The sequence below is a fragment of the Acinetobacter sp. CIP 53.82 genome, from assembly GCF_000369465.1.
GTDB classification, from domain to species: Bacteria; Pseudomonadota; Gammaproteobacteria; order Pseudomonadales; family Moraxellaceae; genus Acinetobacter; species Acinetobacter indicus.
In genome coordinates, this window is the sequence record NZ_KB850045.1 from 662,531 (window position 1) to 685,703 (window position 23,173).

Annotated in this window: 20 protein-coding genes and 1 pseudogene; 6 read left to right on the forward strand and 15 right to left on the reverse strand. The window is 44.7% G+C overall.

From position 1 onward, the window contains the following. Window positions 1-587 precede the first annotated feature (587 nt). A pseudogene (locus tag F905_RS15110) lies at window positions 588-734 on the forward strand (IS256 family transposase); the annotation flags it as partial. Between the two features lie 114 nt (window positions 735-848). On the opposite strand, the gene F905_RS15575 reads toward F905_RS15110, so the two are convergent. From F905_RS15575 to F905_RS03745, 12 genes are all read right to left on the reverse strand, one after another. Further along, window positions 849-1,229 (reverse strand): IS5/IS1182 family transposase, encoded by a 381-nt coding sequence (locus F905_RS15575; RefSeq protein ID WP_034597497.1) that lies wholly within the window; start codon window positions 1,227-1,229, stop codon window positions 849-851. A 37-nt stretch (window positions 1,230-1,266) separates the two neighbouring features. Further along, window positions 1,267-1,662 (reverse strand): transposase family protein, encoded by a 396-nt coding sequence (locus tag F905_RS15580; RefSeq protein ID WP_005177302.1) that lies wholly within the window; start codon window positions 1,660-1,662, stop codon window positions 1,267-1,269. 202 nt (window positions 1,663-1,864) lie between these two features. Then, a complete protein-coding gene (locus F905_RS03700; RefSeq protein WP_005177306.1) occupies window positions 1,865-2,146 on the reverse strand; it encodes a hypothetical protein in 282 nt (93 codons plus the stop codon). After that, complete coding sequence (locus F905_RS03705) at window positions 2,143-3,702, reverse strand: PepSY-associated TM helix domain-containing protein (RefSeq protein WP_005177308.1); 1,560 nt, start codon at window positions 3,700-3,702, stop codon at window positions 2,143-2,145. Before F905_RS03705 ends, F905_RS03700 begins: the two co-directional genes overlap by 4 nt. A gap of 3 nt (window positions 3,703-3,705) precedes the next feature. After that, on the reverse strand, window positions 3,706-3,990 hold the full coding sequence (locus tag F905_RS03710; RefSeq protein WP_005177311.1) for a hypothetical protein: 285 nt from the start codon (window positions 3,988-3,990) through the stop codon (window positions 3,706-3,708). 41 nt (window positions 3,991-4,031) lie between these two features. Beyond that, a complete protein-coding gene (locus F905_RS03715) occupies window positions 4,032-4,643 on the reverse strand; it encodes a DUF4198 domain-containing protein (protein WP_005177313.1) in 612 nt (203 codons plus the stop codon). Window positions 4,644-4,708: 65 nt separating this feature from the next. Further along, a complete protein-coding gene (locus F905_RS03720) occupies window positions 4,709-6,862 on the reverse strand; it encodes a TonB-dependent siderophore receptor (RefSeq protein ID WP_005177320.1) in 2,154 nt (717 codons plus the stop codon). Window positions 6,863-7,432: 570 nt separating this feature from the next. Next, the gene (locus tag F905_RS03725; RefSeq protein ID WP_005177323.1) at window positions 7,433-8,227 is read right to left on the reverse strand and encodes an energy transducer TonB; all 795 of its coding nucleotides are present in this window, start codon (window positions 8,225-8,227) and stop codon (window positions 7,433-7,435) included. Further along, on the reverse strand, window positions 8,224-8,670 hold the full coding sequence (gene tolR / locus F905_RS03730) for a protein TolR (RefSeq protein WP_005177325.1): 447 nt from the start codon (window positions 8,668-8,670) through the stop codon (window positions 8,224-8,226). Before tolR ends, F905_RS03725 begins: the two co-directional genes overlap by 4 nt. A 6-nt stretch (window positions 8,671-8,676) precedes the next feature. Beyond that, the gene (tolQ, locus tag F905_RS03735; RefSeq protein ID WP_005177328.1) at window positions 8,677-9,363 is read right to left on the reverse strand and encodes a protein TolQ; all 687 of its coding nucleotides are present in this window, start codon (window positions 9,361-9,363) and stop codon (window positions 8,677-8,679) included. A gap of 71 nt (window positions 9,364-9,434) precedes the next feature. After that, complete coding sequence (locus tag F905_RS03740; protein ID WP_005177331.1) at window positions 9,435-11,402, reverse strand: phytase; 1,968 nt, start codon at window positions 11,400-11,402, stop codon at window positions 9,435-9,437. A gap of 58 nt (window positions 11,403-11,460) precedes the next feature. Further along, on the reverse strand, window positions 11,461-13,920 hold the full coding sequence (locus F905_RS03745) for a TonB-dependent receptor (protein WP_005177333.1): 2,460 nt from the start codon (window positions 13,918-13,920) through the stop codon (window positions 11,461-11,463). A 317-nt stretch (window positions 13,921-14,237) separates the two neighbouring features. Between F905_RS03745 and F905_RS03750 the strand changes: the two genes are divergently transcribed. The 3 genes from F905_RS03750 (at window position 14,238) to tnpA (ending at window position 16,707) form a co-directional block, all read left to right on the forward strand. Next, window positions 14,238-15,161 (forward strand): GGDEF domain-containing protein, encoded by a 924-nt coding sequence (locus F905_RS03750; RefSeq protein WP_005177336.1) that lies wholly within the window; start codon window positions 14,238-14,240, stop codon window positions 15,159-15,161. Next, on the forward strand, window positions 15,158-16,147 hold the full coding sequence (locus tag F905_RS03755) for a helix-turn-helix domain-containing protein (protein ID WP_005177339.1): 990 nt from the start codon (window positions 15,158-15,160) through the stop codon (window positions 16,145-16,147). The genes F905_RS03750 and F905_RS03755 overlap by 4 nt, the downstream gene beginning before the upstream one ends. Before the next feature lie 185 nt (window positions 16,148-16,332). Further along, a complete protein-coding gene (tnpA, locus tag F905_RS03760) occupies window positions 16,333-16,707 on the forward strand; it encodes an IS66-like element accessory protein TnpA (RefSeq protein WP_051065015.1) in 375 nt (124 codons plus the stop codon). Between the two features lie 427 nt (window positions 16,708-17,134). Here the strand turns inward: tnpA and F905_RS03765 are convergent, their stop codons facing one another. The 3 genes from F905_RS03765 to paaZ all read right to left on the reverse strand — a co-directional run bounded on the left by F905_RS03765 (window position 17,135) and on the right by paaZ (window position 21,639). Beyond that, on the reverse strand, window positions 17,135-17,629 hold the full coding sequence (locus F905_RS03765) for a Dps family protein (RefSeq protein WP_005177343.1): 495 nt from the start codon (window positions 17,627-17,629) through the stop codon (window positions 17,135-17,137). 267 nt (window positions 17,630-17,896) lie between these two features. Continuing rightward, a complete protein-coding gene (locus F905_RS03770) occupies window positions 17,897-19,321 on the reverse strand; it encodes a spinster family MFS transporter (protein WP_005177345.1) in 1,425 nt (474 codons plus the stop codon). A 200-nt stretch (window positions 19,322-19,521) separates the two neighbouring features. Next, a complete protein-coding gene (gene paaZ, locus F905_RS03775) occupies window positions 19,522-21,639 on the reverse strand; it encodes a phenylacetic acid degradation bifunctional protein PaaZ (RefSeq protein WP_005177348.1) in 2,118 nt (705 codons plus the stop codon). 261 nt (window positions 21,640-21,900) lie between these two features. Between paaZ and paaA the strand changes: the two genes are divergently transcribed. Beyond that, a complete protein-coding gene (gene paaA / locus F905_RS03780) occupies window positions 21,901-22,845 on the forward strand; it encodes a 1,2-phenylacetyl-CoA epoxidase subunit PaaA (RefSeq protein ID WP_005177349.1) in 945 nt (314 codons plus the stop codon). A 36-nt stretch (window positions 22,846-22,881) separates the two neighbouring features. After that, window positions 22,882-23,172 (forward strand): 1,2-phenylacetyl-CoA epoxidase subunit PaaB, encoded by a 291-nt coding sequence (gene paaB, locus F905_RS03785; protein WP_005177351.1) that lies wholly within the window; start codon window positions 22,882-22,884, stop codon window positions 23,170-23,172. Window position 23,173: the final 1 nt, after the last annotated feature.

Below are 23,173 nucleotides of genomic sequence, written 5' to 3' on the forward strand. Positions count from 1 at the left end.
TTTTTGTGAAATGTTAAGTTGACAAAAACAACTAACCAGGTGGAAAAGTTTTTTAGTTAGCCAATGTTCACACATGCCTCGCATTGTTTCTATCCTACTCAGCCTAGAACAGCAAGAACAACTCATTTTTTTGACTAAGCATGCAAAACATTCGCGTGAAAGGCAACGTACCTAAATGATTCTTTTGCTTTCTGAAAGTAAAAGTGTTGTAGAAGTTGCTGTTTTACAAGAATGTATTTGATAAAAGATAAGGCTACTACGTCGACGTTGGGAGCTATATGAATTTGAATCGATCTAAGATGGGCATCGCTTAAGTCGGTGCAATACATTAACCTCGGACGATCAGGCGAAAATTCTAGGTTGGGTCAATACAACTACACTCGGCGCAGAACAAATCTGAGTCTAATTATATGAAGGATATAATGTGTCCGTGTCGATAATGTCAGTCAGTTAAGCAAACATTAGCAAAATGTAGTAAAAATGAGTGTATGCCAATACGCTCATTTTTTATGACTTTATCTGAAAATTTAGATTGCACTCTCCAAAAAGCCTCCCCCTCACTCGAGCCTGTAAATTAAATTGTGTAATTGCCTGAATTTGCTAAAGGAATCAAAACAGAAGACGATCTCAACCAATTCACCCGATTGTTGACCAAACTCACTGTTGAAACGGCTCTTAATGCCGAACTTACCGAACATCTCGGACATGAAAAAAATGCCCGTAAATCTGGCTCTCCTTCGGGGTATTATTTTTTCTTATGAACAATATTTTTTTTAATTTTGTTATCTTTAAGATAAATCATCTGAAAAACTTCAGATATTAAATAGTCTATAGAGTTCTTTCATAAGTCATTTTTTACTCAGCTCTAAATTATAGATTCCCGCAATTAAATTGAATCTCAAACCAAGTCTTTTACCTCGGTTGCGATATCGCTCGGCAAGGATTTTGAAGGTTTTTAAACTACCAAATACATGCTCAATGCCAATTCTTCTTTTATTAATTTCTTGATTGTAAAGCTTTAGCTCAGGAGTCAGTTTGCAACATTTTTTTGCTTTTAATGGCAATAGACTATTTGGATACACTGCGTAAATCCCTTGATAGCCTTTATCTGCAAGAATAAAGGAGCCTACAGGAATCTGATTCAAGTTACGTTTGAAGAGTTCGAAATCATGTACAGCACCATGACTTGTACATAAACTCAGAATTTTCTGAGTTCTATAATGAATGATGGCTTGAACTTTAAAAGTATGTGCCTTCTTTTTACCACTATAGCTCTTCTTCTATTTTTTTAGGTCTTTGTATTGGAATTTCTGTGGCATCTACGATCACCACATTCCAGTCAATACCTTCGCCTTCAGGCAAATTCTTCGGTAAATTAAATAGATTAGACTTGATTAGGAAATCCTCTACATGGCGAACGATTCTTGAAGCAGTAGGCTCTGACACGCCATAACTTGTTGCGACATGGAATAAAGTTCGGTATTCACGCCAATAGCTCAGACAAAGTAAAACCTGATCTTCTACACTTAATTTAGATGGTCTACCTTTTACAGGGATATGCATTTTTAGTTGTTCAACCATTAAATCAAAGGTTGACCATGAAATGCCTGTATATCGCTTAAACTGTGTTTCAGAAAGGTTCTTTGAATCGATGTATTTCATCCGTAGATTATGCCGTACTTCTCAAAAATTGAGAAAGCAAATATCCGTCAAAGAGTAAGATCATTTTTTGATTTATGAAAGAGATCTTATGTATAAAAGCAAAAAAGAGTAATAAATATATAAACACTTCAAGCTTATTAATTAGGGAACTTTAATTTTAAAATCTTTACGTAACCAAGCCATTTATAATGAAAACCCAAAATTATAACTTTTTCCCTAAATGATTCATTTTCAAAATAAAGACTAAAAGTACCGGACTTAGCAGCACCCAGAGCGCAACGAAGCTAATACTCTTGCTAAACTGTGCACTTAAGAGCCACATCACCATACATAAAATAGTGCCTGACGTGATTTGAACCAAGACTGGAAATGTCGCGAGTAGGGCATATCTGGAGGTTCTGGTTTTGATGATCTGTTTTTCACTGACGGTATAAAAACCAAAACAGGCCAGCCAGAGAAGTCCAAGCACTGCAATCCATATCATGATGAAGATCCTTGCTGCACAGTTTTGAGTTTGGTCTGGATTTTACGGACCGCCTTTTGCTGAATAGGGTGAATATTCTGGTGTAAAAAGCAAGCAAGCAGTGCCAATAGCCAGAGCATCAAATCAATACGTAAAAACAACCAGTAGCTTTTAAACGAATCAATATCGTGTTGCGAAGCCAGATAATACATATCAATCAGCGGAAGCATGAACGCCGCACCCATCAGGATTTTGAGTTGGGTTTTCCATAAATACTGCTGTGGCGTTAAACAGGCCAGCATGAAACTGCCAATCCAGATAATGAAAAAACTATAAATTTCATAATTCGGTGCACCTGCAGGGATGCTGACAAAACGATTGGCATACAGATAGCCGAGCATGGCCAGCGGAAGGCCAAGGATCATGCTGATATTTAAACGGTTAACTAGATAGTATCCGAGATGAAAACGTACCGACTTTTTCTGCATCTGACGTTTCAGGCTCCAGAGCAATAAACCCGAGGCAATCATGGCGCAACCTAAGAGGCCGGAAAAAAACAGAGCCAACCGTAACACCGGGTCAGCAAAACGTGCCATATGCAAGCCATACACGCCGGCATTTAAAGTGGCAATTGCACTGTCATTACGTGTGTTTTTTAGCAGTTTACCTGTGGCGGCATTGAATGTGAGTTGAGCCTGATTTCGGGTAATAGAATGATCTTTCAGTTCCGTGAAGGTGATTTGAGCCAGTTGGGTATTGGGCTGTTTAACGGTAATGCTCTCAAATTCAGTCTGTCCCCAATGCTGCTGTACCGTTGTAGTAAAATGCTGAACAGGAAGCATGTTGCTTTTGACAGGCGCAGTAGAAATAGCTGATCCATTTACAGTCTGGATATCTTCAAAATATTGAAAAGGATGTTCCGGATATAACTTTTTCATACCAGACGGCAGGATAATATAAAAGAAAATCGCCAATCCGGTAAAGGTAATAGTCAGGAAAAAGGGAAGTGCAATTACCGAACTGACATTATGAAAATCCAGATAGGATCGTTGTCCTTTAAAGGCCCTTAAGGTAAAAAAGTCGGTCAGGATTTTTTTGTGGGTAATAATTCCTGAAATCAGGGTGATCAGCATGATAAATGCTGCAATGGTCACCATCAGACGCCCGATGGTGTAGGGCATACCATACAGTTGAAAATGAAAATTATAGAAAAAATCTCCGCCTTGTGTCGCTGAAAGGGTTAATTCACGGCCCGTCGAGGCATCTAGAGTTTTCATTTCATAGTGGCCATCGGGTGTTTGCCAATAGATTTTATTGACCGGCGCGGCGGGATGAGCGACGCCAATGTACCAGTGCTGCGCATCTGCTGCATGTTGCTGTAAATATTGATAGGCCTTTTTGACCGCGGTGTCCTGATTTACCTGCATTGAGGCAAATTGTGGCTGCATCCACATGGTAATTTCATGACGATAATAGGTCACTGCACCGGTTAAAAAGATCGCGAAAAGCAGCCAGCCAAAGCTTAAACCCAGCCATGAATGCAGCCATGCCATAGATTGACGGACAGATTTATGCATGGTTTAACCTGTGAAGTGCGAGAGAATAAACAAGAGGGTGATGGGCACTAAGCCATATACAGAAAGCTTTTTTAAACTTTGAATACAGAAGATTCCAATCACGAAGCAGATATAAAAAATCAGTGCAGTAAAGGCCGCCAGATAGACCGATTCGGCTTTGGGAAGATAGGCTTGTAAAAAATAAGCCAGATCGCGTGCTATCAGGTAACTGCCTAGATAGCCCAGCCCAAAGCATATCCCCAGGCGGTACAGGATAGCGAGGGGCTGAATCACAGAAATCGAAATCATAGAGGACCTTTAGTTGCATCTCGACAAGAAAAATGAGTGGCTTAATGCACAAAGCTGAGCGTGGTGACAAAATATTGTTTTTTATAGGCTTGCTGATTAAAGGTGCCTGCTTGATCTAATTCTTTTGCCACTTCAAGCACGTACTGACCTTTCCATGGCGTAGCAATCGTAATTTGTCCCTGGCTATTGGTGGTGTATTTTTTCAGCCAGTACTGTGGAGAAAAGACGGTAACCTCCAGATCAGCCGCGGGCTTGCCTTGATACAGCACGGTAAAGGTATTGCTGTTGCGCTGGGCGGGGATAATATCCAGCTCGGATTCGGCTTTCAGATGCTGTCGGCCGGCTTTGGCATGGTAGCTCAGTAAAGATTCACCATAGATCAGTTCATGGCTGAGTTTTACATCAGCCTGATCTTGCGTGGCATAGACCAGATGATTCTGCTGAAGCTGAGGACTGAAGATTTTTTTGGCCTGAACCACTTTAGCTTGATTGAATGACTTTAAGGCACCTTCCTGAGTTTCTTTCAGCTGTTCACTGTATTCACCAAAGAAGGCATAGGTTTGAGCATTTGGGCCACGTTCCAGCCACAGCATATGCGCTTGGGCAGACAAGCTCATCGACAAGCCCATTGTCAACGCTATCATTTTTTTCATGTGTTTTTACCTGTTTTTTAAATAAAAGGATTGGCCCTGAAAAATCTTCAAGGCCAAGGGAGTAATCAATATTTGAATTTCACCGCAACGCTATAATTTGCCGGCGCACCATAGAAGCCTTGCTGGTTCGGGAAATTGAACAGGTATTTTTCATTGGTCAGATTATTTCCATTGGCCTGCAGGGTGATATGCTCATTCAGCTCATAACTGGTCATCAGGTTGACCAGTGCATACGCATCCTGTTCAAGCACACCCGCTTGCTGGGTCACGCCATTTGTGGTCGTTTCAGGTACTTCCAGATAGGTTTTATCCTGCCATTGCAGCCCAAGCCCCAGTTTGAGTTTTGGAATTTGTGGTACCTGGTAGGTCGTTAACAGATTAAAAGACTGGCTCGGATTAAAGGTACGGGCATCGCCGCCGTTGATCAGATCTTTGAGGCTAAACTGGGTATAACCAAAACTGAGATTGAGATGATCGCTTAACTGCCCGGCAAGGCTGAATTCATACCCTTGAGAACGTAAATCGCTGACTTGGGTTTTGCGTAACGTCGGAATGCCATCAGAGTCGCGTAGCGGATAATTACTTTGTTCTGTCCTGAAGATGGCCATGGTGGCAGTCAGTCTGTCATCTAACCAGGAACTTTTAATGCCGGCTTCGTAACTTTCACCTTCAATCGGTTTATTGAGATTGCCATCTGCCGCTTTGCTGGTTTGCGGACGGAAAATGGAGGTATAGCTTAAATAGCCGGTATATTCAGGACTGAAGTTATACGTTAGGCCGGCATAGGGGAGGACTTTATCTTCATCATAAATGGTGTCGGTACCATAACTGCTGCCTGTACTTTTGGCTTGTACATAATTGGCACCAAGCAGTACTTTGAGATCATCATTCAGATGCAGACGGGTGGCGGCATACAGGCTCTGATTTTTCTGCCGGATATGCATTTCCCCACTGGTTTTCGATAGATCCCAGCTCGGTTCTTCCGGGGTAAAACTGGCTAAATCTGTGGTGAGAGGCTGGGCAAAACGACCTCCGTAACCCAGTTCATCCAGCTGGTTTTCTGCCCAGATATACCCGACAGATGCTTCATGACGTTGTCCCCAGAGTGGATAAGTACCACTGAAACTCAGACTGGCTTGCTGCTGTTTATTGTCATCCAGATACATGCCCGGATAGAGAAACACGCCTGATGTGCCATCAGCCCCTGGCCGGCCGGACAGATATAAAAGTTTTGCATCCCGTTTTGTCCGCTTTTTGTCATAGCTGAGTTTGGCCGTCCAGTCACCCCCGAGTTTTTTTTCAATCTCGGCAAAATAGTTTTTAATATTGCTATCCCAATAGGCCCAGTCCGGACTGTAATTATAGTTTTGTGGATAATGAAGCTGTTCGCCTTCGGTGTTGATGAGCGGATTGGAACCCCAGTTCACGCTATTCGGTTGATGCTGGGTTTCGCTATACCCGGCGGTCAACAGGGTGGTATCGGTCAGATCTGCTTCTAGCACAGCCCCGACACCGTTTTTCTCCAGGCTATAACGCTCCAGATAACTGTCACCCGTCTGCTGATAACCAAACAGTCGCCCTCGGATTCTGCCATCTTCCGTCAGGGCGGAGGATACATCGGCTTCATAGCGCTGGGTATTCCATGAACCGTAACTGGCATTGAGTGCTGCCTGAAAGTCCTGAGTCGGGCGTTTTCGAATCAAGTTAATGGTTGCGCCCGGATCGCCAATCCCATTATTCAAGGCATTGGCACCTTTAACGACTTCAATCCGGTCAAATAAAAAACTGTCCGGATTGTCATTATTATAATTATAGCCTTCAAGCGGCAGCCCAACGCCGTCGACCAGCACATTGGAAATTTCAAAGCCGCGTGAGAGGTAAGAGCTTCGTTCCGTTTCCTGATTGCTCACCATAATACCGGGGGAGTTGCGCAGGACATCGCGGGTATTGTTCAGGCTAAAGTCATCCAGTTGCTGGCGCGTGACCACATTGACCGTTTGCGGCGTTTCTTTGAGTGGAATATCGAGCTTGGAGGCTGTTGCAGAGTTTTGAATAATATAACGTTGAGTATGTTCAGAACTTTGATCTGCCTTAGCGGGTTCAGCGGTCATGGTAATAGTGGCGAGCTGCTGCGTATCTTCTGCAAAGCCTTGTTGACACACTAAAATTGCAAGACTTAGCAAAGATAGCTTGAAGGATGGGTGCACGATGTAGGACATTTTTGTTAATGAAAATGATAATAATTATCATAAATTTTATTTGTTAATTTATTGCAAAGCAATCCTGATTCCATAGGAAATATGAATGAAAGATGAATAAATCATGGAGAAATTAGGAGGTCGTGCGCTTAAGTGTGAGATAGAAGGTAGCTATTTTTAGGAAAAATAAGGGGTTACTGTATTAGCTATTTCTGGCCAGTTCCTCCTGTATATATTGTTATATATTCTTTTAAATATTCTGGTTGGATGTTTTGGTGTTAAGTGATTGGCTTTTGAATAAGAATTGGGGGATAGAGGAGGTATTTTGCATCTTAGTCTATAAGAGATGACATCAATTCAATGATCGGGATAATGCAAAGCTTCTTTATCAAAGTTTTGCTCTGGTGAACAGGATTGGTGTCATATTGCTGTCAGCCATTTTTCAGTTCAACCACCTGAGTTCCTGTTCGCATCGAGATGACTTCATTTTTGAGCTACTCATATCAGCCCCTATGAATGACAGATAATCCAGTGACCTAGATGTTTTCATAAAGATAGACTATACAAAGAACTGAGCCTATTTAAGCATCTTTATTCAATCCGGTATTCAAAGGTATTTTTAATTTTAGCAACTTCAACAGCCTGACCATTGACGATCCGTGGCTGGTATTTGAACTGCCGGGCTGCATTGAGTGAAGGACGCACAAATATCGGATCACAGTCTGTTAATGCTTTAGGATTTACCACTTGGCCTTGAGTATTCACGCTATATTCGACCGTGCAGTTGCCTTCCAATTCATTCTCCAGAGCTCGCATTGGGTAATCCGGTTTCACTTTTGAAATCGGTTTATAGTTTTTTTCATCAAATACAGGCGGAGGTTGTGTATTTTCCGCCACTATCGGTTTGCTGACAGATGGCGCCGGCTGTGTGGTCGCAGCAGGCTGGGCCGGTGCAGGAGGAGCCTCATGCGTCACTACTGCAGTAGTTTGCATGGTGGTGGATGTATGATCTGTCATTGCTTGTGAGCTGGTGATTTTGGGTTGAGGATTTGGCTCTGGTCTTGCTTTGGCAGATTGGTTTGAAACTGGCTTCGCTTTAACCGGCTGAACGGGTTGAGTTGGCGCGGACTGGACTGGTGCAGCGACTGGGGGCATTACTTGAGGTTGAGCTGGTTCTTGAGTTGGCGCATGTTCAGGTTGGAGCTGAGGTGATATGTCAGCTTTTGGAAGCTGTATAAATTTAACCTGTACCGACTTGGGTGTGACTTCTTGGATGGGACTGTCAAAATTCTGGTTTAACACGCTGTAGACCAGGGTGGCATGCAATACAGCCGTCACAGAGAAAGCGACAGCAGTTGCTGGATTAATCCGTGATATGCTTTTCACTGATCCTGCTCCTCGGTGACTAGGCCCAATTGCTCAACGCCACTTTGTTGTAGCAATCCAATGGTTTGTGCAACAAGCTCATAATTGGCGCTACGATCCGCACGAATAAACACCTGAATATCCTGATGGATTTGTAGCAGTGGAGATAATTTTTCTTTCATTTCTGTCAGACTCGTTGCCCGATCGGTGACTTGTGTAGTATCGACACTTTCTCCCACATTCCAGTAATAGCGGCCATCTTCTTGAATCGAAATAGTAATGACTTTTTGTTCCTTGGGGGTGACCAGAGTTTCAGCCTCCAGATTCGGCAAGTTCACTTTTATGCCTTGGGTGAGCATGGGAGCAGTGACCATAAAAATCACCAGCAGCACGAGCATCACGTCGATATAGGGAACAACGTTCATTTCTGCGTTGAGTGCGTGCTTTTTCTGACGTTTCTGCATGTGGTATTAATTTCCTGCCTGTAAAAAACGCAGCATTCGGGTTTGTAATTCATTGCCGAAACTGTAATAACTATTAGAAATTTTTTCTGCACGGGCGCTCAGGCGGTTATAGGCAACCACCGCAGGAATGGCTGCAAATAAACCAATGGCGGTGGCAATTAATGCTTCCGCAATACCCGGTGCGACAGCGGAAAGGGTGGCTTGTTCAAGCTGAGACAGGCCAATAAAAGAATTCATGATGCCCCAGACGGTGCCAAACAAACCGATATAGGGGCTGACTGAACCCACAGTTGCCAGAAAACTCAGGTGCTTTTCCAGCTTTTCTTCCTGTTCACTGACACTGGTGAGCAAACGTCGTTCAACTTGATCGGTTACCGCTGCCGAGGAGAGGCGAGTGCTGGTATGTTGAAGTGTATGAAATTCATCCAGGCCGGCCTGATAGATCTGCCCAAGCCCCCCTGATTTCGGCTCGGATGGTTCGGTTGTGGCAAGTGGAAAAGGCTGTTGGCGGAACTGGCTTAAAAAGACTTTATTCGCAGCTGTTTCCTGACGCAGACGAATACTCTGTTTGATAATGACATACCAGCTAATAATGGATGCCAGTAATAAAATCAGCATTACTGCTTGAACCAGCAGACTGGCATGGCTAATCAATTCCCATACTGAAAGCTGTGCTGCAGATGGATTCGACATAAAAACCTCAATAAAATTATTCTTAGATGAAACACAGGTACAGCGCCGTAGGCTGTACCTGAGACAAGGGTTTATTCCAGACCCAAGGCTTGTGCAATTTTTTCCCAGGCCACATATTTGTAGTTCTGATTGCCTTCTGGCATACGCTTACGTCCGTCCTGAACCACCAGCATACCTTTTTTCCAGATGCCTCCCAGATTGGCTGAGGTCACCTCAAGCCCGTCCGTTTCAGAGACCGCATCAATCTCGTGATTCAGATTGGCTGAGATTTTAAATTTCCCGCGCAGCTGATAAGGGGCGGCAGCATCGACCACAACATAACTGTCATCTCCCTGGCTGGAAATGACCAGATAATCACGTACTTGACCTTTATAAATGGCCAGTCCTTCAATGTCCGCCTTGACCTGTTCCCCAACAGTAATCACCGGTTGTAGCTGAATCTGCTTAGGGTCATCCAGCCTGGTGGTCCACACTGCTTTTGCTTCTTCACCGATATAGATCCGGTCATGTTCATCATCCACCACACAGCCTTCAGGCTGGCTAGATACTTTAAACCTAAGGACTTCCTCTGCGCTCAGGCCGCTTGCCTTGCTTTGAATCTTATATTGCACAAAAGTGCCATTTTTATCGTTTGGAATGGCAAAGGTTTCACCTTGCCGGTTCTGGTACATACAGAATCCATAGATGTTATTGAGATCTGTTGGCAGTTCTCCTAAATCTTTGACCTGTCCAGTTTTTTGATGGATGCTGAACAGGTGAAGGCTGTTCTGATCGCGGTTGGTGGCGATGGCTAAATCGACTGTCTGTTGCCCCAGTTTGAAATTCGGTCGAATATCAACATTATTCAGACGGCCGACTTTTAAGTATTGCAGCTGTTTCCCGTTCAGGTCGTAGACCGCAAGGCCACCTTGTTTATCTGTACCCAGTACACGTGACAGACGTGGGTTAGCCTGATTGACCCAGATTGCGGGATCATCAGCCGCATCACCACGGCTTGGAACCAAATCGGTTTCGACATCTGCCGGGATGGCTAAGCCTGCTTTTTTAGGAGGCAGGGCTTGCGTGGTCCAGTTAATGTTCAATAGCTTGATCTGATCATCAACCAGTAACAGCTGTTTCTGGTCTTGGGTACCTTTCAGGCTGATACGTTCAGGCTCATCTACATTCTGTAGAGAGAGTGGAGGTAATTTGTGCCATGAAGTACCCTCAATGCGATAGCGGTACAGCACAGCTTTGGATTCATCCATTGCTGCCAGTGCATTGTCGATCAAGCTTAGTCCGCTAACATTGCCTAGAATTGATCCATACGGATGATTCAAATCTACTGGATAGCGGATCAGATCTGCTTCAGGATCTGCCTCATAGGCCCAAATGCCCACATCTTCTTCATTGATATACAATTTGTCATGATGGTCATCTACCACACAAAAACCACTGTTGGGTGGCAGGCTCATGTTACGAATAAAACGAGGGCTAATCTGGTTTGAGCCTCCAGACTGAATCATCCATTGCTCCCCGATACCTTCTTCTCCCACCAGAAAGCTATATAAAGATTGATCAGGCGTGAGATACAGGCAGTTATCTTCGGTTTTAAAGCTACGGGCCGCCAGATAGACAGGCTTTGCCCAGGTTCCGGTGTTTAAATCAAAACGGAAAATGACCGGTCGCTGCTGAAGTAAATCAGTGGTCTGGATAATCAGCTGTTGGCCAATGCTGCGATAGTCAATTTTACTGAACGAGCCGGGAATATGCTGTACACGTTGGGCATTTGAATTCCACAGGCTTAGGCCTTGGGTTTTGCTGCTGGTGAGCACTTGAGCATTTAAACCATCAATCTCAATCCAATGTGCATCTTCGACGGTGATGGGTAACTTGAAAATTTGCTCCACCGGCAGCGCAGGCTGATCCAATGCTGAAAGAGTCTGTTCCAGATGAAGCGGGCTGCTGATGGTATTCTTTTGGGTATGAGCAGAGGAGGTGCAGCCAGATAAAGCCACAAGCGCTGCACAGAAGGTGCTTAATTTAAAAAGCATTGTCATGATTTTTCTCTAAATAAAAAGTACCCAAAGCCAAAGTGGCTTTGGGTGAGCTAAAGGCTTAGAAATGTGTGAATTTCAGACCAACTTTATAGCTCGGGCCGTATTCTTCGTATTGCGCGTTATAATGACGATTGCCGTTATAGTTGTAATACACTTCATCGGTCAGGTTTTGTGCATTAAAGAACAGCTGGATATTTTTGTTAAAATTCACATGACCGCTCAAATCAACAAACACCTGATCATCGGTATATAAATCTTTTTCTGGCTCATCAATGCCAGAAATTTCATTCAGATAACGGGATTTATAGTTGGCGGCAAGACGCAGACCCACACGGTCGTTTTCCCAGCCGATCATGGCATTACCGACCACTTTAGATTGGCTTGGGAAATTAATGGTTCGGGTCATCAATTCACCATCGACCATACCATCAATATCGGCTTTGGCACGACTGAAGGTGCTGTTGAGACCAAAGATGAAGTTATGCCATTTTTGGCTATAGCCGAGTTCTACACCGTAAATTTTGGCGGATGAACCGTTTTTGAAAGTCATGGCTTCATCAAAATCGATCCAGTCACCAGTGCCTGCAACGTTAGCGTTATAAATAAAGTGATCAATATCTTTATAGAACGCATTCATGGAAATTACGCTGGCATCACCAAAGTATTTCTCTACGCCTAAATCAAAGTTGGAGGCTTCCAGCGCTTTAAGATTTGGATTACCAAACTCGGCTTCATCACCATCAATATAAATTCCCGGTCGGGATTGTTCAAAGTTTGGACGTACCACAGTATTGGTCCATGCGGCTCTTAAAATAGCATCACTACTTAATTGATATTTAAGATGCAGGCTCGGTAACCAGTGATCATAATCATTTTGGGTCGAAACAGCCGTGCTTTCACCGTCCAGAATCCGATAGCCTTGTGTTTCAAAATCGGTATCTTCATAGCGTAAACCCGCAATCACCCGTAACCGATCAAAATCAATGGTATTCATGACGTAAGCGGCATGAATATCTTCCGAAGTTTTATAATCGTTGATGACCGATTCTTCAGCATCTCGCCAGTCATTCAGGTTGAGCTGGGCCAGTTGGTTATGGATCGGGCCACTAGACAAGGTCGGGCCGAACTGTGCCAGTTCATAATGACCGTTTGAACCAAAATGGGCAGGGGATGTGTCTAAATCTTCAACTTTCCAGATTTCAGTATCATTGGTTTTGGTGCGCTGGCTGACTTTTGCCCCAAATTTGAAGATAGATGCATAATCGTTGAGCAGATAATCGCGGCTCAGATCGAATTTGGCATTTTTCTCTTTATCTTTGGCTGTGCTTTTTTCCCATTCTACTTCATCGAGTTCATATTGGCTTGGGTCATAGAAGCTGGCCGCGCCTTTCACGACAGGAATACGCGTGCTTGAATATTGCAGATCATCAAATTCACCGACAAATCCGGCACCGGCAATACCGCCCGGATTCTTTTCCGAGGCTTCGCTATAGCCGAGCTGAGCTTCCAGCGTCCACTGATCAAAACGGTTTTTACCGCCTAGCACAAAGGATTTAATTTCCTGGGTTTCTTCACGTTCTTTCAGTTCACGAACTACTTCTGCACTGCCTGGTGTATTTATGGCGAGCGGATCGGAAAATTCAACACCTGCAGCCTGACGGGTTTCATTGTCCTGGAAGCGGCTATATAAGGTACGTAAATAGTATTCACTGTTCTTATTTGGTCGAAAATCGAAATTCAGGCCCGCGCCCAGACGTTCACGTTCAATATCATATTGACGCATTTCTGTTTCTTCGAGCAGGCCATCCTCCCATTTCCCTCCGGTTTCAACGTTATCTGAACCAAAGGTACGCTCTTGCCAGCTCAGGGCTGCAGCGACACCAAAATTATCGGTGCCGGAACCGAGACTGAATTTCTGGCTCACCGCACCTGATACTTTCGGGCTATATTCTTCACGTTTTTCATCATAACCGCCTTCAACTGCAGCCGTATAAAACAGGCCGTCATGATCAAACGCCGACAGACTTTCAACCTGAATGGTCCCGCCCAGTGAGTTTGCATCCATATCTGGAGTTAAGGTTTTAACCACGGTTAAAGACTGCACTAGTTCTGCAGGTAAGACATCCAGCGCTACACCACGGCGCGATGCTTCTGGTGCAGGAACCAGCGTGCCATTAATCGTAACCGCATTCAGATCGGTGCCCAAACCTCGCACTGTAACAAAACGGCCTTCACCCTGGTCACGTTCAGTTGACACTCCAGGAATCCGTTGTAAGGCTTCCGCTGCGTTATCATCAGGTAGTTTTGCAATGGCATCGGCATGCACCACGCTGGAAATCGAATCGGATTTGCGCTGTTCTTTTAATGCTTCATTGATACTTGCGGCCTGTCCAATTACACGGACGTATTCGGTTGCGGTTTCGGCTGCCAGACTATGGCCAGTGGCCAACATACATAACACTAAAGTGCTGACCTTAAAGGTAAATGCTGCTGTTTTATTACTGCAATGAGTGCTCATTTATATTATCCCCAAAGAGCGCAATGGCTGTTTGTTGAGCACCTTAAATTTGGTCAATGACTAAATGATGACAATAATAAAAGCTGAAATGATATCCACCGATGTTTCAGTCCGGTTTGAGCTGATTTGATGGAAATATTGAGGCTCATGAAGAGCAGAAACGCGTATAAGCACCTGTTAGCAGTGGCATTAAAAGCGAAGCGACAGACTTTTTAAAATTTATCCTGAGCTGATTTGAAAATCGGGCAAAAGCGGCTTGTAATTAAATTGTCATAAAATACTGATTAGCTTATGAAAACAATAATTATGTTCGGGCTATGCTAAAACCATTCTTCTACTATCCACGGCACTTTTTACTGGTGATGATCATGGCCATCGCCTGTCTGGCTTTTTTTATGCTGTCCGGAAATTTTAAAGCACACAGTGAAATTCAGGTGATTGATGTGATTGGGGAGGGGCTGGCCTGTTTACTGACTTTATTATGGATTTATCTCATTCTGAAAAGCCGTCCAAGAGGCTATGTGACCCGATATTTTTATTGGGGACTGACCTTTGTCTTTCTGGCTTTATGGATGGATGTGCTGGATGAATTTATTGCCATCCCCAAAACATTGGTTTGGGATGATTTACTGGAATCCTTTACTCCCCCTATCGGTTTTATTGTGCTGACCATTGCTATGGTGAACTGGCATAAAGAGCAGCTGGTCTTGTCCAGAAAATTGCAAACCAAAGAGCATGTATTTCGGGATCACCGTTTATTTGATGCGATTACACCGCTGGCAGATGCCCAATACTTTAAACAGCAATTACAGCATGAAATTAACCAGCGCCATCATTCGGCAAAAAATATCCATCTGATGATGATCAATATTAAAGATTTAAGCGCCATCAATAGAGAGTTTGGTTTTGATACGGGCAATCAGGTCTTGTCGGTCATTGCACAAACCATCAGTCTGAATATCCGACCGTGTGATCTGGTCTGCCGTTTGGCCGGTGACAAATTTATTTTGATGCTGCTGGATCTGGCTGATGCACAGGTTGAGATCATGGCCAGAGAACTGCAGAAATGTATTCAGTCACAAATTTTTTATACACATCAGGATTTTCAGAAATTTAACATCGACTGCCGCTATACCATCAGTGAAGTTCAACAAGACAGCCCAGCTACGGAAATCCAGAAATTATATAAACAGATGAAACATCAGCAGATTATCAAGTTAAGAACAAGGATGTCGGTATGAGCTATCAGAATGATCAGTTGATTCTGCCGACTTATCTGGCACCTGCATTATTGATTGATTTAGCTGAGATGTACGGTGTAAATCCTAACCGTATTTTAAAAGGAACACCGGTGTTTATTGAGGGGCTGATCTCGGTGAATCAGTGTGTTAGTGTCGAACAGCTGATACACATGATCAGGAATTTGCATGAGAGTATTGTGCATCCTGAAGTGCAATTTTTATTTGGTCAGCGTTATATTGAAACTTTAACGCATCCGGCCTTAAATGCCATTGCGTATAGCCAGAATATTAAAGAAGCGATACAGCGCTATGTCGAGTTTCATATATATTTAAGCCCTTGGCTGACGCCGGTGGCTTACTATTCTGATCATAAAATTATTCTGTTCTGGCTAAATAGCCAGGAGCGTCATGCCACCTCTCTGGTTATTAGTGCCATGACGGCTGTCCGGACAATTTTGCTCAATAGTACCCAAGAAGAGCTGAAGATGAACTATCACTTTGTCGGTGCAGAGCCGGAATTTATTGAGCAGTTCTGGGAACATCTGGGAGAGAATATTCAATTTAATAGTCTGGTGAATGCCATACAGATTGATATTCAGGAGTGCACACAAAAACAGAATTATCAAACCAGTGCGATGCGCCAAGCCTACTATCATCAGGCGAAAGTGCTGCAACAACAGTCCGGTCTGGAGCAGAGCTTTCTGCAAGAGGTACATCATTTTTTGATTCGTAACATTCATCAGGCACCGAATCTGGAAGAATGTGCAGAATATTTTCAAATCAGTATTGCGAGTTTTAAGCGAAGATTGAATAAACATAATACCAGTTATCAGCAAATGCTGGATCAGGCCCGTTTGTTTACGTCTATACAATTAAAGACCTTATTTGCCTATAACGATGAGCTGGTCGCCGACTATTTAAATATTAATGATATTCATAATTTTAGAAGGGCATTTAAGCGCTGGAGTAATGTGGTTGTATCCTGATTTAGAGGATTTTATAGAGAGCTGGGACAGGTTTCGGCTTTGAGTTGAGGCCTTGATTGATGTCTCGGATTTCCAAGTGAGTTGCAATTTAATTTCCGTTATTTGTAAGCGTCCGCTGAGCCCCACTTTTTCTAACTCATTAATACCGCGATAGTGTCCACTAAATTTTAAGTGGACACCTATTTATGGATTTCAAGATAGTTATAGACAGCACACCAACGCTAAAAAAGCCCCGTCGAACCTTCACTGCTGAATTTAAACATCAACTTATTCAGCAATGCCAGCAGCCAGATACATCGGTGGCTAAGGTCGCAATGCAACATCAGATCAATGCCAATCTGTTGCATAAATGGATTCGTCAGTCCAGATCAATGGTTCCATCATTAACAACCCCATCTTGTCCACAGACCGACTTCCTTCCCGTCATTCTTCACCCGACGCCAGTCAAACAAGAAGCACCTCCGCCACCTGTGCCAGAGAGGAAAGCTACCGCTCATATCAGGATTCCATTACATGATGAACAATGTTCCGTAAGGGATCAGATGATCGAAATCGAATGACCGGTGGAGTCTGCAACTGAATTACTGCTTTTACTTCAGGGCTTGATCAAATGATCCGTATCGATGAAATCTGGTTGTCTACCCAGCCCATGGACATGCGTGCGGGTATGGATACGACCCCATACAGGCAGCTTAGAAAATTCCGCTCTGCTGGCTGGAAATACCTGTCTAGTTCACTGCCATATAGGCAGCTTAGAAAATTAGCCAAAGCAATCAGCGCCTCTCCACCACGTTCACTGCCATGTAGGCAGCTTAGAAAATTCACCAGAATTTTCAGTATGACAGGACCAGGTTCACTGCCATGTAGGCTGCTTAGAAATGGGTGCTTTTTTATTGCCAGATCAAGAGGGGGTTCACTGCCATGTAGGCAGCTTAAAAACACCCAAAATAAAACCGGAGCATTGCCCCAGTTTTATTCTTCATCTATTTATTCTTCTAACAGACTTCTTAACATCCAGGCCGTTTTTTCATGTACTTCCAGTCGTTGGGTCAGTACATCCGCAGTTGGCTGGTCATTGGCTTCTTCCACCACATCAAAAATACTGCGTGCGGTACGGGCAACTGTTTCATGGGCACGAACCAATAACTCCACCATTTCATTGGCTTTTGGTACACCTTCGACTTCTTCAATCGACGCCAGTTTTACAAATTCTTTATAGGTTCCCGGCGCCGGAAAACCCAGCGCACGAATCCGCTCGGCAATAACATCCAGTGCATTCCATTGTTCGGTATATTGCGTCATAAACATGGTGTGCAGGCTGTTAAACTGTGGCCCGGTCACGTTCCAGTGGAAATTATGGGTCATTAAATATAGGGTATAACTGTCGGCCAGAAGTCGGGAAAGCCCTTCGACAATTTTGGCCCGGTTATCTTCAGAAATACCAATATCAATATGCATCGATGCTTTTTTCATTTTCGCCATGAGTCGCTCCCAAAGCTTGTCGTTATAAGGAATCAGATGATCAACATACATGAATGTAGCACAGTTGCTGCTGCAAAAAGATTGCAGATGGTAGTAATACTGTATAAGCATCATCACCAGAAATCAGAGGAATTTTGAAGATGCTGAGAACGCGCAGATTAGGAGATAGAAAAGTCAATTTGAACAGGGAAGATGAGATAGGATGGATGATCTGCCAGAAATAAATGAAGAATGAGGCCGGCTCATTCTTCATCAGGGATGGAGCACTTAGTTCAATTTTTCATGCTGGATACTGTCACGATAATAGCGACAACCTTTATATAGCAGGAATACGCCAATCACACCGGCTACTGCATTGACAATAGAAATCGAGTGGCCGACCATCAGCGTGTTTTCAAAATAGTTATCGGTAATTAAAGCCACAGCCGTAGTACCCACACCCAGGGCAATCAGGTTGGAGATTAGCAGGAATTTGGCAGAAACCTGAGCGCGGAGTTGGTTGGGGGTCAGCATTTGTGTCGCGGCAGCCGAGGCTGGAATCGGGAAGGTCGAGAAGAACATGGCCACAAAAATCAGCGCAAACGATAAGTACAGATTATCTACCTGGGTAAACAGCACACTTGGAATAATCAGCGCTGCACAGCCCAAAGCACCGGCACGAATAGCCGCATCGCTATAGCCACGTTTGGAGAAAAAGTCGATGAGCCAGCCGCAGAACAGCGCACCCGCCGTATTCGCCACCAGAATAATACAGCCCAAGACATAACCGGTCTGACTGGCATCGAGACCAAAATGACGCATGTAATAGGCCGGTGCCCAGCCTAATAACGAATACAGCATCATGGTGTAGAAAGAGAAGCCAATAAAATGACAGAAGAAAGCTTTCTTGTGCAATTTAATAAAAGCCACCGAGTTTTTAAATGAGGCTTTAACGACTTCACCATCCTGACCGACTTTCACACCTTTACGGCTGGGTTCACGTACGGTCAGAATCATCACCAGGGCCAATAATACACCCGGTAAACCGACAATAAAGAAAGTCAGTTGCCAGGTTTTTAATTCACCAATTATTGGCAATACCACAAAATCGACTTCTTTTAATAAGCCAATCACGTAGCCGCCAATCAGGAAGGCCAGACCAGAACCAATAAAGGCACCAATCGCATAAACACCTAAAGCACGGCCAAGTTTTTCTTTCGGGAACAGGTCAGCCACAATCGAGTAGAAGGCAGGTGACAGGGCCGCTTCACCGGCGCCGACACTTAAACGTGCTAAAAACATCTGGATGAAGTTTTTACTTAAACCACAAGCCGCTGTGGCCAGACTCCAGAAGGCAATGCCGATAGAAATAATTTTAATCCGTGATTTTTTATCGGCCAGTGCGGCAATGGGCACACCCATAAAGGCATAGAACAGCGAGAAGGCCAGGCCTTGCAATAAGCTGAACTGGGTATCACTGAGCATTAAATCGGCCTTAATTGGCTCAATCATTAAGGACAGAATCTGGCGGTCTACAAAAGACAGGATATAGGCCACCATACAGATAATCACCACATACCACTGATAGGTACTGCTGCTGTCCTGCGAACTAGGCGTGGCCGGCAGGTCAATGGGATGAGCCGCTTCAAACTGTTTGCTTTCGGGTTGAATATTCCTTTCAACCGCATCTATCTCTAGAGTTTTATCATTCATTGTGCAACTTCCTGTGCTGAACGTATAAGATAATATGATACGTTTTAAACCTTGTTATTTTTGTTTTGTATCGTCTATCTTCAATTTATTCCTTTCTGCACAGCGGGTCAATCTGTTCTGAATAAAAAGATACATATTTTTAAGTATAAATAAAAAAAGGAATCATAAAGATTCCTTTTCTTGGTTCAATATAGTTCGGCTTAAGCTTCGCCACGTTCTACCAGTGTCAGAATATCGTAGGTGGCGACCAGTTCATTACGCTGGTTTTTGACTTTAATATCCCACACCACCACGCCGTGTGGCTTCTGGCTTGGGTCGCGTTGCTGTTTCGGGGTTTTCTGCTTGCAGGTCAGCTCGACCTGAATGGTATCACCAATTTTCACCGGCTCGACAAAGCGCAGGTTGTCCATGCCGTAGTTGGCAATCACCGGGCCAGGCGCAGCATCAACAAACAGACCGGCTGCGGCCGACACCACAAAGTAGCCGTGTGCGACACGCTCTTCAAACAGCGATTCTGCCGCGGCAATTTTGTCCATATGTGCATAGAAATAATCACCGCTTAAGCAGGCGAAGTTCACCAGATCGGCCTCGGTCACGGTACGGCGTGCGGTGAGCAGACGTTCACCAACACGTAATTCATCAAACGATTTTTTAAATGGATGAACCCGATCTTCAAACACCTGAGCACCGGCGGTCCAGCTATGCCCAATCTGGGTCATGGCATTCGGTGAACCTTGAATTGCGGTGCGTTGCATATAATGTTTTACCGCGCGCAAGCCGCCCAGTTCTTCACCTCCACCAGCACGACCCGGACCACCATGCACCAGATGCGGCAATGGCGAACCATGACCGGTACTTTCTTTGGCGCTTTCCTCATCCAGCACATGCACACGGCCATGCCACGGGGCAATCTTGGCAATCAGCTGTTCAATATTCTGCTCGCAATCACGTACCACCGAGGCCACCAGACTACCTTCACCGCGTGCCACCAGACCGGCCAGTTGTGCCAGATTATCATAGGCCATCAGCGTTACCACCGGACCAAAGGCTTCAATCTGATGCAGGCTGCTGGCCTGTTCAGGCTGTTCACAGACCAGTACAGTTGGCGGATAGAATGCGCCGAGTTCGGGTTGATCGGCCTGAATACTAAAGTCCTGACGTAAATGGCTACCAAAGACAATTTGGGCTTCCTGGCTTAACTGTTCCACCTTGGCCGCCACGTCCTGTTTCTGTTTGAGGCTGGCCAGTGCACCCATGGTGACCTGATCCAGCTCCGGATTACCGACTACCACTTTTTGCAGCTTGGCAATCAAACGTTCCTGCACGGTCGCTAAAAGTTCACGTGGCACAAAAGCGCGACGAATTGCAGTACATTTCTGTCCGGCTTTGCTGGTCATTTCACGGAAGACTTCACGCACAAACAGGTCAATCGCCGTATCGCTGGCCTGTTCCGTCAGAATGGCGCTGTTGACAGAATCGGCTTCCATGCTAAATGGAATCGAGTACTGATTCAGGTGTGGATGCGCACGTAATTTCTGGCCGGTTGCAGCAGAACCGGTGAAAGTCACGGTATCTTGTGGAGTCAGCTGCTCAAACAGGTCATAAGTCTGGCCGCAAATCAGCTGCAATGCACCTTCTGGTAAATACCCGCTGGCATGAATAGCTTTAACTACGGCATGGGTCAGCTCGGCACCTTCGGTCGCCGGTTTAACAATACACGGTACACCGGCCAATAAGGTTGGCGCGATTTTTTCCAGCATGCCCCAGATCGGGAAGTTAAAGGCATTAATATGCACCGCCACGCCTGCTTTCGGGCTTAAGACGTGTTTGGCACCAAAAGAGCCATGCTTGGACAGCGGAATCCAGTTGTCTTCCACCCAGGCGGTTTCATCGCTCAGTTCGCGGCGCACCAGACTGGAGTAGGCAAACAGGGTGCCAATACCGCCTTCGACATCAATCCAGGCATCTTTACGGGTACAGCCGGTGGCTTTGGCCAGTTCATAAAAGTCTTCTTTACGTTCCAGCAGATATTGCGCCACCTGTTTTAGCGCATTGGCACGTTGATGAAAAGTCCAGGAAGCAATCGCCGCGCCATGCTGTTTGGCATAGTCGACCACCGCACGGGTATCGAGGCCAAAGCTGCTGACCTGATAAATGGTTTCACCGGTAATGGCATGCTGTACCGGACGGAAATCCTGACTGGCGACAAATTCCTGACCGCATACCAGTGAGCTTAAGGTCTTCAGTGCCGGGCGAACGCTTGAATAATCAGTCGCTTGTGATTCCGTCTGCGCTGTCTGGGTGTCTAACTCAAGCATGATATAACTCCTTTTATGATACGTTTTGAGTAATATTTTAGTTTTGATGTTTCATAATTTCTGACTTTAACGCGCTTTTGTCAATCATATTTCTGCTCAAATTTTGCAATAAAAAATTTTTTAAAAAATAAAAATATTAAAAAACAATAAATTGAGTTAATTTTGTGAATTATTTTATTTGATACTTAAAAATTAATATTGATTTTTAAAATGTATCGTTTTAATTTTAATACCAGAACACTTGGGATAAGTGAGGATAAAATGACAAATCAACTTCACAGCTTTGAGCAGGCAATTGAAAAGGACATTTCAATTGAACCTAAAAACTGGATGCCAGAGGCTTACCGTAAAACCCTGATTCGCCAGATTGGTCAGCATGCGCACTCTGAAGTGGTCGGCATGTTGCCAGAAGGCAACTGGATTACCCGTGCACCTAGCTTAAAACGTAAGGCCGTATTGCTGGCCAAAGTGCAGGATGAAGCCGGTCATGCGCTGTATCTGTACAGCGCGGCAGAAACTCTGGGCGCCGATCGTGACGACATGATGGACAAGCTGATTGCCGGTCGCATGAAATATTCATCCATCTTTAACTATCCAACCCTGAGCTGGGCCGATGTAGCCGCGATTGGCTGGCTGGTCGATGGCGCAGCGATTGTGAATCAGGTCGCGCTTTGCCGTACCTCTTATGGTCCGTATGCCCGTGCCATGGTGCGCATCTGTAAAGAAGAAAGTTTCCATCAGCGTCAGGGCTTTGAAGCCATGATGCAACTGGCCAACGGTACGTCAGAACAAAAACAGATGGCGCAAGATGCGGTTAACCGTTTCTGGTGGCCGGCGCTGATGATGTTTGGTCCAAGCGATGACAACTCGCCGAACAGCGCGCAAAGCATGGCCTGGAAAATCAAACGTTTCAGTAATGATGAACTGCGTCAGAAGTTTGTCGATAACACCGTACCACAAGTGTTGCAGCTTGGCCTGAGCGTGCCAGATCCAGATTTACGTTTTAATCAAGACACTGGCCATTACGAGTTTGGTGAAATTAACTGGACCGAATTCTTTGATGTGATTGCCGGCAAAGGCCCATGTAATCACGAACGTATTGAAGCACGTCGTAAAGCCTGGGAAGGCGGCAAATGGGTGCGTGAGACCGCAGCCGTTTATGCACAGAAACAACAGACCCAGCAACAACAACAGAAAGTTGCTTAAGCAGCTCACATACGGAAATGAAGAAGGAATACGCTCATGGACAATAAAAATCACTGGTCTTTATATGAAGTGTTTGTACGCAGCAAACAGGGTTTAAGCCATCGTCATGTTGGCAGCCTGCGTGCATCTGATGATGAAGTGGCACTGCAAAATGCACGTGACGTTTATACCCGCCGCAATGAAGGGGTGAGCATCTGGGTGGTGAAATCGGAACTGATTACCTCATCTCAACCAGATGAAAAACCGGAATTTTTTGATCCTTCACTGGACAAAGTCTATCGTCACCCGACGTTTTACAATATTCCAGATGGCATTGAGCACATGTAAG